Genomic DNA, 11,212 nt, shown 5'->3' with positions numbered 1-11,212 from the left:
GACAGTTCTTGGCTTTCCGTGACGGGGTGGCCTGTCAAGGGTGGAGCGCAGCGACATCGCGCAGCGACGCGACCGCAGGGAGCGCCCTTGACAGGTCGCCCCGGCACGGAGAGACAGTCGAACTGACGGGCAGCCCCCGGAACCTCCCCGACCCCGCCCCACCCGAAGCACCCGCCAAACGCGGCGAAGCCGCGCCCACCACCGCCGAAGCCACCCACCCCCCTACCCCACCCGCCGGGCCAGTTCCGCCGCGGCCGTGAACGGGAGGGCGTGGTGGGAGGTTCCGGGGATTACGGCGACCAGCGCGTCCGGCACCGCCTCGGCGGCGGCGCGCGCCGCGCGCTCGGCGACGTGGCACCGGGCCTCCCCGGCGAAGAGCGCCAGCATCGGCACCCCCGTGCGCCCCGCACCCGCGACGCCGCCCAGCAGCGGGCGCGGCCCCGTCACCGGCCGCGCGGTCGGGAAGCCGGCGGCGGCCGTGCGCATCCGCAGCCAGGCCGGGTCGAGCGTGGCACCCCCGGTCTCCCAGGCCAGGAAGGAGCGGATCCGCTCCGGGGTGGGGCGCAGCAGCATCGGCAGGGCCCGCGCCACGTAGCCGGGGCGCAGCCCGGCGAACACCTGGGTGGGGTCGAGCAGCACCAGCCGCCGCAGGCGTTCGGGCCGCCGGGCGGCGTAGTGCGCGGCGATCCACCCGCCGTAGGAGTACCCGCCGAGCTCCACGACCTCCTCCCCCAGCCCGTCGAGGACGGCATCGAGCCACTCGACCAGGTCCTCCACCGTGCGCAGCGGCCGCCCCTCGGCCCGCACGCTCAGGCCGGGTTCCCCCACCAGGTCCACGGCGTGCACCCGACGTTCCCGCGCCAGCCCGGCCCGCAGGCATTCCCCCCACACCAGCGACGAGGTACCGCCCCCGGGGAGCAGCACCAGTGGTGGAGCCCCCTCCGGGCCGACGCTGTTGACGCGGGTGGAGCCATAGGGAGTCGCGAGCGAGCGAGCGCCGACCACCCCCGACCCGGACCACGACCACTGACGGAGCGCGTCCTCATAGGCGGCGCGAAATCCCGCACGACGACCCGCATCGCCGAGACCGGCACCGCCGAGATCGACACCGGAGCGTTCGGCACCAGAGCGTTCGGCACCGGAGCGTTCGGCACCGGAGCGTTCGGACATGGTGATCGACCCCATCCCCTCGATGAGCAATAATCTCGCTGAGCGAGATATCTCTATCCGTGCCGGATCCTAGGCGGAGGCGCCATGCCCGACAACCCGAGCCCGAGCCCGAGCCCGGACCCCCACCCCCACCCCGACCCCCTGGAGCCGGTCCACCTGCTTCGGGCCGTCTCCGTCGAGTTCGGGCTGCGCCAGGCGGAGTTCGGGGCCGCCCACGGGATGCACCCGACCGACGTCCGGGCCCTGATCTGCCTGCTCGACGCGGCGCGCGCGGGCGAGAGTGCGACCGCGGGGCTGCTGGCCGCCCGGCTCGGCCTCAACTCGGCCGGCACGACCGCCGTGATCGATCGACTGGAGCGGCTCGGTCACGTGACCCGGAGCCGGGACCGGGTCGACCGGCGCCGGGTGCTGCTCCAGGTCTCCCCCGAGGCCGTCCGGCTGGGCCGGGCCGCCTTCGGCCCGCTGGTCGACGGCCTGGTCGAGCTCCTCGGCACCTTCGACCCCGCCGAGCGCGCCGCCGTCACCCGGTTCCTGAGCGCCGCCCGAACGGCCCTCACCCCGTGACCGGCCGCCCGCCCCACGACCCGGCCCCGGACTCCGGGACCACCACCGGCGCCGACCTCCACCTGGACCTCCCGCCGGACGGCCCCCGTCGCACCGCGCTCGCCCGGGCGTTGCGCGACGCCGTCCGCAGTGGCCGCCTGGCGGCCGGGACGCGGCTGCCGCCCTACCGTTCCCTCGCCGTCGACCTCGGGGTGGCCCGGGGCGCGGTCTCCGACGCCTACGCCGAGTTGGTCGCCGAGGGCTGGTTCACCGCCCGCCAAGGCTCCGGGACCCGGGTCGCGGAGGGGGCGCCGGTGCGTCCGGCGCGTCCCGCGTCCGGGCCGGCGCAGGCGCCCCGGGCGCACGCGTACGACCTGACCCAGGGCAAGCCCGATCCCGCCTCCTTCCCGCGCGGCGCCTGGTCCGCGAGCGCCCGCCGGGCCCTGGCCGCGGCTCCGGACGACGCCTTCGGGCCCGGGGACCCGCGGGGGCGCCCGGAGCTGCGGCGGGCGCTGGCCGAGTACCTGGCGCGGGCGCGGGGGGTGCGTACCGACGCGGAGCACGTCGTCGTCTGCGCGGGTTTCGCCAACGGCCTGCGCCTGCTGGCGGGGTTGCGGCCGCGGGACTGGGCGGTGGAGGAGTACGGACTGCCGTTCCACCACGGGATCCTGGCCGCGGCGGGCGTGCGTCCGCACCCCGTCCCCCTGGACGGGGACGGGGCCCGGACCGACGCGCTGCCGGCCCGGGCGCGTACGGTCCTGCTCACCCCGGCCCACCAGTTCCCGACCGGCGGGCCCCTGCTCCCGGCGCGCCGCACGGCGGCCGTGGAGTGGGCGCGGTCCACCGGCGGCGTGATCCTGGAGGACGACTACGACGGGGAGTTCCGCTACGACCGCAAGCCGGTCGGCGCCCTCCAGGGCCTGGCACCGGACCAGGTGGTGCACGCGGGCTCGCTGAGCAAGAGCCTCTCCCCCGCCCTGCGGCTGGGCTGGCTGGTCCTGCCCGACGCGCTGGTCGGGCAGGTCGTGGCGGCGAAGGGGCTGCGGGAGTCCTGGACGAGCGCCGTGGACCAGCTGACCTTCGCCGACTTCCTGGACTCGGGCGCGTACGACCGGCACGTCCGCCGCATGCGCCACCGCTACCGCGACCGCCGCGACCACCTGGCCGCCACCTTGGCCCGGCGGGCCCCGCAGGTCCGGGTCACGGGGATCGCGGCGGGCCTGCACGCCGTCCTCGGACTCCCCCCGGGCACGGAGTCCGCGGCCCTGGCGGCGGCGCGGGGGGCGGGTCTGCTGCTGGACGGCCTGTCGGAGTACCGCCACCCCGCGGCCGAGCCCCTCGGGAGCGCCCAGGAGGGCCTGGTCGTGGGTTACGCGGGCTTGGGCGACCGGGGGTTCGCGGAGGCCGTCGAGGTCCTGGCGGGGGCGCTGGGCAGCATGTGTTCCATGACTCCTCGTTCGAATTGATCTTGCGCAGACAGGATCTCATCTTGCAGTCTTCTGTTCAGGCCGAAGAATATTCGGCACCTCACCTGGAGGGGATCCGCACATGACCACGTACGCGACCAGCGAGCGCCCTGCGCTGTACGAGATGTTCGACGAGCGGTTCCGGACCGGCCGGTGCATGAACGGCGACGCCGACCTCGAAGTCCTCCACACCGGCTGCCGGTGGGCCGAAGGGCCCGTCTACCTGCCCGCCTGGCGGCAGTTGGTGTGGAGCGACATCCCCAACGACCGGATGCTGCGCTGGGACGAGGAGACCGGCACCGTCAGCACCTTCCGCCGCTCGGCCGGGCACACCAACGGCAACACCCTCGACCGACAGGGCCGCCTGATCACCTGCGAGCAGGGCAACCGCCGGGTGAGCCGGACCGAACACGACGGCACGATCACGGTGTTGGCCGACCGCTGGCAGGGCAAGCGCCTGAACAGCCCGAACGACGCGACGGTCCGGTCCGACGGCTCGATCTGGTTCTCCGACCCCGACTTCGGCATCACCAGCGACTACGAGGGCCACCGCGCGCAGAGCGAGATCGGCGCCAACAACGTCTACCGCATCGACCCCGACACCGGCGAAGTACGACTGGCCGCCGACGGCTTCGGCGCCCCCAACGGCCTCGTCTTCTCGCCCGACGAGCGGCAGCTCTTCGTCTCCGACACCCGGGCCGGGCGCATCCGCGTCTTCGACGTGCGCGAGGACGGCACCCTGTCGGACGGCGCCGTCTTCGCCGAGGCCGGGGCCCGCGGCGGGGCCCGCTTCGACAACCTCCGCTTCGACGACGGCGGGCGGCTCTGGGTGGCCGCCATGGACGACGGGGTGCACTGCTACGACCCCGACGGCACGCTCATCGGACGGCTGCGCGTCCCCGAGGCGGTGTCCAACATCGCGTGGGGCGGGGCCAAGCGCAACCGGCTCTTCATCACGGCCGAGACCAGCCTCTACTCCGTGGTCATGGCCGTCACCGGCACCCACCCGACCGGCCCGGGCCGGCGCCCCTGGCTCGACGCGGGCTCCCGATGACCCCGGCGACCTCCGACCTCGTACGCTGATCACCACATAGGGGACCTCTGCCCACAAAAGGACATCACCCGAAGGACACCGATGAGCGACATCACCTCCGCCGCGCCCGCCCCCGCGTCCCCGCCCCCGCTCCCCCGACCGCACCGGGGCGCCGACTGGATGTTCGGCGGGGTGTACGGGACGGTGCTGGCCAGCGGGTTGCTGGCGGCGCTCGACCAGAAGGGCGGCGAGTCCACTCCGTACTACGACGCCAGCTGGGTGCTGGTGACCGCCGCGACCGCCGCCCTCGCCCACGGGTACTCGCACCACATGACCACCCACCGGGACGGCTCGGCGGGCCACCGGTGGCGGCTGTTGGCGCGGGCGATGGTCAACGAGTGGCCGATGATCGCGGCCACCCTGCCCACCGTGGTCCTCCTGCTGCTGGCCGACGCGATCGGCTGGGACTCGCACGGGGTGACGGCCGTCGGGCTCGGCCTGAACACCGCGCTGCTCTTCGCATGGGGGGCCGTGGTCGCGATCCGGGTGGGCTACCGGCTGAGCTCGGCGCTGCTGATCGGAGCGGCGGACGCCACGATCGGACTGGTGATCATCGTGGCGAACGCGCTCATCAAATAGCCGCCGGAGCCGCCCCTACGCCCAGACCTGGGACTCCGCCTCCGCGAGGATCTCCGTCAGCCGGGCCCCGAAGGCCGCGTCCCGCGGATCCGCCACGCCCGTGCGCGCCGAGGTCAGCAGGGCGTCCAGGGCGCGGCCGTAGGCGCCCGGTACGTCGCTCCAGTCCGGGAGGTCGTGGACGCCGGCCGTGCCGCGCAGTTCCAGGCCGACCCCGGCGGCCGCAGCGGGGGCGCCGAGGCTGAGGGTGGCCGTGCTGGCCGCGCCGGAGGTGTGCAGGAGGGCCAGCTGGACGACGTCGGAGGGGCCGCGCGCGGCGGTGACCCGGACCACGTCGCCCAGGACGGGGATGAGGACGGAGAGGGCGTGCGGGCCCACGTCCCACAGGCCGCCCTTCTCCTTGCGCCAGGGCGAGTCGGCGTACGCGCTGGGCGCGCCGTCGGGCGGGAAGACCGCGCCGAGCCAGTGGGCACTGGCGGTGAACCAACCGTCGCGGGCGGCCTGTTCCTCGACCCAGTGGGCGGTGGGCTGGGCGAAGCGCAGGGTGAGGAAGACGACGGAGGCGACCCGGTGGCGCGCGGCGGCTTCGGCCACGGCGCGGGCCTGCTCCACGTCGGTGGCCACCGGTTTGTCGAGCAGCAGGTGGCAGCCGGCGGCGGCCGCGCGGACGGCCAGCGGGGCTTGGACGTCGGGGGGCAGGGCGAAGGCCACGACGTCACAGTCGGCGAACAGGGCGTCGGGGTCTTCGTACACCTTCACCCCGTACTCGCCCGCCAGTTCGGCGGCGGCCTCGGGCCGTCGCCCCCAGATCCCGGCGAACGTGGAGCCGGCGTGGGCGGCCAGGGCGGGGGCATGGGTGCGGCGGGCCCAGGGGCCCGTACCGAGCAGGCCCACGCGGGGCGGGGCGCCGCCGGGCAGGTCGGAGCCGTCACTTGCGGAAGTCAAATCATACGAAATGCTCACGCGCCCAGTCTGCCCGACGCGCACGCCGCCCGGGCGGACGCACGCCCACGCGCCCCCACACCCCGCCCCGGGCCGTAAACACCGGTAACACGGGGTTCACACACGGGCAACGGAAGAGAAATCGCGAGCGGGCACGCTGCGGTCATCACCGCAGTCACCGCAGCACCCGCAGAGTCAGAGGACGGTCCCGTGAGCTACAAGGCTGAGTACATCTGGATCGACGGCACCGAGCCGACGGCCAAGCTCCGCTCCAAGACGAAGATCATGTCGGACGGCGACGAGCTGCCGATCTGGGGCTTCGACGGATCGAGCACGAACCAGGCCGAGGGCCACGCCTCCGACCGGGTGCTCCAGCCCGTGTTCTCCTGCCCGGACCCGATCCGCGGCGGCGCCAACCTCCTCGTCCTGTGCGAGGTGCTGAACATCGACATGACCCCGCACGAGTCGAACACCCGCGCCCTGCTGCGCCCGGTCGCCGAGAAGCACGTCGCGCAGGAGTCGATCTTCGGCATCGAGCAGGAGTACACCTTCTTCGACGGCATCCGCCCCCTCGGCTTCCCGGTCGGCGGCTTCCCCGCGGCCCAGGGCGGCTACTACTGCGGCGTCGGCTCGGACGAGATCTTCGGCCGCGAGATCGTCGAGAAGCACCTCGACCACTGCCTCGCGGCCGGCCTGAGCATCTCCGGCATCAACGCCGAGGTCATGCCCGGCCAGTGGGAGTTCCAGGTCGGCCCCGTCGGCCCGCTGGAGGTCTCCGACCAGCTGTGGATCGCGCGCTGGCTGCTCTACCGCACGGCCGAGGACTTCAACGTCTCGGCGACCCTGAACCCCAAGCCCGTCAAGGGCGACTGGAACGGCGCGGGCGCGCACACCAACTTCTCGACGAAGGCGATGCGCGAGGACTACCGCGCGATCATCACCGCCTGCGAGTCGCTGGGCGAGGGCTCCAAGCCGCTGGACCACGTCAAGCACTACGGCGCCGGCATCGACGAGCGGCTGACCGGCCTGCACGAGACCGCCCCCTGGAACGAGTACAGCTACGGCGTCTCCGACCGCGGCGCCTCGGTCCGCATCCCGTGGCAGGTGGAGAAGGACGGCAAGGGCTACATCGAGGACCGCCGCCCGAACGCCAACGTCGACCCCTACGTGGTGACCCGCCTGATCGTGGACACCTGCTGCACCGCCCTGGAGAAGGACGGCCTGGTCTGAGCCCGACCCGCCCACTGACGACGGCGCCCGCCGACCCCCCGCGACCGCGGGGAGTCCGGCGGGCGCCGTTGTCAGTGGGTCGTGCCACCGTTGTTCCCATGACGGGGACCACGGGGATCACGGAATCGACAGGTACGACAGGTACGACAGGTGCGACAGCGCAGCCGACGGGGACGACGAGGGGGCCGGCGCTCGACGCCACCGTGCGCCGGGAGTTGGAGCAGCGGGTCCAGCTCGCGCTGCGGTGCGGTTACGACGGGCGGCCCGAACTGACCGAACTGGCCGAGGACTACTTGGTGAACGGTCCGGTGCGACCGGTCTCCGAGGCGCAGGCCGCCGAGCTGGTGTTGCGGCTGTGGCGGGAGCGGGTCGCGGAGCAGGCGGGCTGGGTCGGCGAGACCGATCCCGAGCGCGTGTCGCGGGCGTTCGCGGCGTTGGAGGCCGCGGGGATCACCGCCCGGGAGGACTTCGCCTGCTGTCGCGGCTGCGGCCACGCGGAGATCCGGGGCGTCGGGGCCGAAGGGGCGCGCGGCTTCGTCTTCTTCCACCGCATGTGCACCGAGGGCGCGGCGCAGGGCGGTGACCTCATCCTGATCTACGGGAGCTTCGGGGCGAGCGGGGGAACGGGGTCGGAGGAGGCGTCGACCGCGGCGGTGGGCCGCGAGGTGGTCGCCGCCCTGGCGGAGGTGGGGCTGCGGTGTCTCTGGGACGGATCTGCCCATGATGCGATACGTGTGACGGACCTGGACTGGCGCAAGCGGCTGACCCGCTGACGGTTTGTCCGGTATTGGTGTGGTGCCGTGCGGCCATGATCACGGAATATGAGATTCCGATCCAGCAGGTGAGACGGGGTCTGCCCTGCGCCCCCGACATCTGCTTGAATGGCCGCATGGCCGGCTACCCGCACCACTCCTCGACAGGTCGCAGCGACCTCGAGCCGTTCTGGCCTTCCCGTCAGGATCACGATTTCGACCGGGTGTGTTGCCGCGCGAAGAACGCGCCGGCCCTCTAAAGCCTTCCGGAACCTCTGCACCAGACCTTCCCGAAGGCCTTCGGTCTGCGCGGTACGACGACGCACGTCTCCTGCCGACTCCCCCGCGTGAAAGAGCTGACCACTCATGGCGAACACCCGTACCCTCTCCACCGCTGCCACCGCTGCCACCGTCCACCGCCCCTACCCGCCCAGTACGAACCCCAGCCCCCGCCACCGACTGCGCGCCGTCGACCGGGACGAGGTCGCCCGCGTGGTGGACCTGCTGCCGCCCGGCGCCACGTGGCTGCCCGCGCCCCAGCACACCGTGCCGACGCTGCCGGGCCAGCCGCCGATGGTCGGCTACCTGGTGCTCGTACCGGCCGATCACCAGCAGCCGCCGATCGCCTTCGCCCCGTCCCCGTTCGCCACGGCCCCCTTCGGCCCGGGCACCCCGGCCCAGGCGGCGGCTCCCGCCCCGGCCGTCACGGGCGACGCGCTCGTGCGGATCGACTCCGAGCAGCGCACGGCCGAGGTCGACGGCGAGGTGCTGGACCTGACGTACCTGGAGTTCGAGCTGCTGGCGCACCTGGTGGCGAACCCGCACCGGGTGCACAGCCGTGACCAGCTGGTCACCACGGTGTGGGGCTACGGCCACGTCGGAGACGGCCGGACCGTGGACGTCCACATCGCCCGACTGCGCCGCAAGCTGGGCACGGCGAACCGCAGCGCGATCCAGACCGTGCGCCGGGTGGGCTACAAGTACGCCCCCTGAGCGCTCGTGCGCAGTCGGCCGAAGTGAACTGAACTGGTACCGACGGTGGGCCCGTGCTTCGCGAGGGGAGGCACGGGTCCACCGTTCGTCCGTACGGGACCCCGTAGGGGACCTACACGGCCGGCGCCCCGCGCCGGGCCCTGGCCCGGCCGACCGCGCCGAGGACCATGTCGACGGCCAGGAAGCCCAGCAGGCTGATCCCGAGCAGCGGCACGAACCAGCCGACCACGGCCGTCGCCGCGGCCAGCGGCAGCAGCGCCGTCAGCGGCGCCTTGCGCCAGGCGCCGCGCGGCTGGGCCCGGCCCACGGACAGCGTGCGGTCCTTGGTCGGTCGGCGCAGCCACCACATCCGGTAGCCCCAGAAGACCAGGAACATCAGGGCGAGTCCGAGCGCCGCCAGCGCGAGCTGGTTGACCAGCCCGAACAGCAGCCCCATGTGCCCGTCGATGCCGAAGCGGGTCAGCTTGGCGAGCAGCGGGTAGTCGGCGAAGCGCAGCTCGTCCATGACCGCGCCGTCGGCGGGGTCGACGGAGACCGCGTCGAGGTGGACCGGGACCGTGCGGTCCCGCTCCTTGATGACGTACCCCTTGCCCTGGGCGGGCAGGGTCACCTGGAGCTGCTCGGTGACCCCGGCCGCGCGGGCGGCCGCGACGGCCTTGTCGATGCCGACGTCGGGACCGACGGGCATGATCATCTGGCCGTTGGCGTCGATCTGGTGGTTCGCGTGCTCGTCGCCGCCGTCGTCGGCGCCGCCCTTGAGCTTGGCGGAGACGGACGGCGTGGCGCCGCCCAGCTGGTCCTGGAGCTGCCCGATGTTCTCACCGGCGTACTTCGACCAGGTCAGGCCGGTGGCCGACAGGGCCACCAGGCCCACGACGGCCCACAGGCCGACGGTGCCGTGCCACGACAGGGTGCGGCGGCGGCCGGTGGCCGCGCGGTCCGGCAGGACCAGGTCCGCCCGGCGCTTGCGCGTCCGGCCGATCCACAGCGCGAGTCCGCCGAGGGCGACGACCCAGAGCCAGCTCGCGGCCAGCTCGCTGTAGTTGCGCCCGATCTCGCCCAGTTGGAGGTTGGAGTGGAAGGCGCTGAGCCAGGCGCGCAGCGGCAGCGCGTCGCCGCTCGTGGCCAGCTGGCCCCGCACGTCGCCGGTGTAGGGGTCGACGAAGACGGTGAGCGTCTCGCCGTCCGCGAGCCCGGGGCTCTTCATGATCACCCGGGTGGTGGCGTCCGCCTCCGGGGCCGGCCAGACGCCGGTGACCTCGCCCTTGGGCGCGGCGCCCTTGGCGGCCTCGACCTGGGCGCTGAGCGGCAGGACGTGCTGGCCGACCCGGGCGACGGTCAGCTCGTCGGAGTAGACCACCTTCTCCCCCTGGAAGGAGAGGGCGTACATCAGCCCCGTCGCGGCGGCGACGAAGAGCAGCGGGGCCACGAGCAGCCCGGCGTAGAAGTGCATGCGCAGGACGAGCGGGCGCAGGCCCGCCCAGGCGCCGCGCCGCGGGACCTCGGGGGTGGGGGTGGGGGCTGGTGCGGGAGCGGCGGCAGGGGAGCCGGCGTCTCTGATTTCTTCGATGGACATGACGGTCCTAGGTGTTGGCGAAGACAGGGGGAAGCGACCCCAGGTCTCGCCGGATCGCCGGTCAGGCGCAGGCAGGACGGCCGGGGGCCGTGGCGCGGGTGGTCGGCCACCCGGGTGGTCCCCGCCTGACGGCGTCATGGGCGTGGGCGGCCCCGCGCAGCGCGCGCGGCGGCTCCGGCGTGCGGGGGCGCACGGGGCGTGCGGGCGTGTGGGGGCGGTGCGCCCCTACGAGCGCCAGCGCCCGGCGCAGCGGCGCGGCCGCGACGACGGCGAGCGACCCCAGCGCGCGGGCGAGCCGGAAGACTGCGGCCTCGCCCCGGGCGAGCCAGATCGCGCAGAACAGTGCGGCGAGCACGTGGGCGGCGATCATGCCGAGCCCGCCGTGCCCGGCCATGGCACCCATGCCCGACATGGCGTCCATGCCCGGCACCGCATCCATCCCGGGTATCGCACCCATGCCCGGCACCGCGTCCATCCCGGGCATGGCGGCCAGGTCCGCCGCGGCGCCGTGGTGCATGCCGGCGGCGCCGTGGTGCATGCCGGCCATGCCCGGCATGTCGATCACGGGGGCCGCGGGCATCGCGGCCCCCGTGTCGGCGGAGCCGAGCGGGGTCGCGTGGTCGAGCGCCGCGGCCGGAACCGCGGCTGCGGCCCCGTGGGGCTCGCCCGCCGCGGAGAAGATCAGGTGGAGCACGCCCTGTACGGCGACCAGCGCGGCCCCGATGGCCACGCCCCCGCGCCGCCGCCCGGCACCCAGCCAGGCGAGGGAGCCCGTCACCCCGAATGCGGCCAGGAGACCCGCAACCGGAATGTCATGGCCAGACATGTACGAATGCCCCAACGCGGCCAAAGCGACACACACCGCCGCGAA

11 protein-coding genes are annotated in these 11,212 nt (G+C 74.0%); 7 read left to right on the top strand and 4 right to left on the bottom strand.

The annotated features are described in order from the left end of the window. Nucleotides 1-222 precede the first annotated feature (222 nt). Nucleotides 223-924, bottom strand: a complete 702-nt coding sequence (locus tag ACIBEA_RS35760; RefSeq protein WP_399267367.1) for an alpha/beta fold hydrolase — start codon at nucleotides 922-924, stop codon at nucleotides 223-225. A gap of 330 nt (nucleotides 925-1,254) precedes the next feature. On the opposite strand from ACIBEA_RS35760, the gene ACIBEA_RS35755 reads away from it, so the two are divergent. The 4 genes from ACIBEA_RS35755 to ACIBEA_RS35740 all read left to right on the top strand — a co-directional run bounded on the left by ACIBEA_RS35755 (nucleotide 1,255) and on the right by ACIBEA_RS35740 (nucleotide 4,851). Then, entirely contained in the window at nucleotides 1,255-1,734 is a 480-nt protein-coding gene (locus ACIBEA_RS35755; RefSeq protein ID WP_399267366.1) for a MarR family winged helix-turn-helix transcriptional regulator, read from the top strand. After that, nucleotides 1,731-3,179 carry a PLP-dependent aminotransferase family protein gene (locus tag ACIBEA_RS35750; protein ID WP_399267365.1) on the top strand — a complete coding sequence of 483 codons (1,449 nt, stop codon included), beginning with the start codon at nucleotides 1,731-1,733 and terminating at the stop codon, nucleotides 3,177-3,179. Before ACIBEA_RS35755 ends, ACIBEA_RS35750 begins: the two co-directional genes overlap by 4 nt. A gap of 82 nt (nucleotides 3,180-3,261) precedes the next feature. After that, a complete protein-coding gene (locus ACIBEA_RS35745; RefSeq protein WP_399267364.1) occupies nucleotides 3,262-4,233 on the top strand; it encodes an SMP-30/gluconolactonase/LRE family protein in 972 nt (323 codons plus the stop codon). 81 nt (nucleotides 4,234-4,314) lie between these two features. Next, complete coding sequence (locus ACIBEA_RS35740; protein WP_399267363.1) at nucleotides 4,315-4,851, top strand: hypothetical protein; 537 nt, start codon at nucleotides 4,315-4,317, stop codon at nucleotides 4,849-4,851. 15 nt (nucleotides 4,852-4,866) lie between these two features. Here ACIBEA_RS35740 and ACIBEA_RS35735 read toward each other — a convergent pair whose 3' ends face one another. Further along, complete coding sequence (locus tag ACIBEA_RS35735; protein ID WP_399267362.1) at nucleotides 4,867-5,811, bottom strand: Gfo/Idh/MocA family protein; 945 nt, start codon at nucleotides 5,809-5,811, stop codon at nucleotides 4,867-4,869. 189 nt (nucleotides 5,812-6,000) lie between these two features. Between ACIBEA_RS35735 and glnII the strand changes: the two genes are divergently transcribed. The 3 genes from glnII (at nucleotide 6,001) to ACIBEA_RS35720 (ending at nucleotide 8,765) form a co-directional block, all read left to right on the top strand. Further along, nucleotides 6,001-7,020: a glutamine synthetase gene (glnII, locus tag ACIBEA_RS35730; protein WP_399267361.1), complete on the top strand. Its 1,020-nt coding sequence runs from the start codon at nucleotides 6,001-6,003 to the stop codon at nucleotides 7,018-7,020. A 98-nt stretch (nucleotides 7,021-7,118) separates the two neighbouring features. Further along, nucleotides 7,119-7,793: a DUF6891 domain-containing protein gene (locus ACIBEA_RS35725; protein WP_399267360.1), complete on the top strand. Its 675-nt coding sequence runs from the start codon at nucleotides 7,119-7,121 to the stop codon at nucleotides 7,791-7,793. A 345-nt stretch (nucleotides 7,794-8,138) separates the two neighbouring features. Continuing rightward, nucleotides 8,139-8,765: a winged helix-turn-helix domain-containing protein gene (locus ACIBEA_RS35720; RefSeq protein WP_399267359.1), complete on the top strand. Its 627-nt coding sequence runs from the start codon at nucleotides 8,139-8,141 to the stop codon at nucleotides 8,763-8,765. 112 nt (nucleotides 8,766-8,877) lie between these two features. Here the strand turns inward: ACIBEA_RS35720 and ACIBEA_RS35715 are convergent, their stop codons facing one another. Both ACIBEA_RS35715 and ACIBEA_RS35710 read right to left on the bottom strand, forming a co-directional pair. Continuing rightward, nucleotides 8,878-10,341 carry a PepSY-associated TM helix domain-containing protein gene (locus tag ACIBEA_RS35715; RefSeq protein ID WP_399267358.1) on the bottom strand — a complete coding sequence of 488 codons (1,464 nt, stop codon included), beginning with the start codon at nucleotides 10,339-10,341 and terminating at the stop codon, nucleotides 8,878-8,880. 61 nt (nucleotides 10,342-10,402) lie between these two features. Next, nucleotides 10,403-11,167 (bottom strand): hypothetical protein, encoded by a 765-nt coding sequence (locus ACIBEA_RS35710; RefSeq protein ID WP_399267357.1) that lies wholly within the window; start codon nucleotides 11,165-11,167, stop codon nucleotides 10,403-10,405. Nucleotides 11,168-11,212: the final 45 nt, after the last annotated feature.

Origin of the sequence: Streptomyces sp. NPDC051555 (assembly GCF_044454405.1) — a bacterium.
GTDB lineage: Bacteria > Actinomycetota > Actinomycetes > Streptomycetales > Streptomycetaceae > Streptomyces.
Note: the sequence above shows the minus strand (reverse complement) of the source record. Positions and strands in the feature narration are given on the sequence as shown.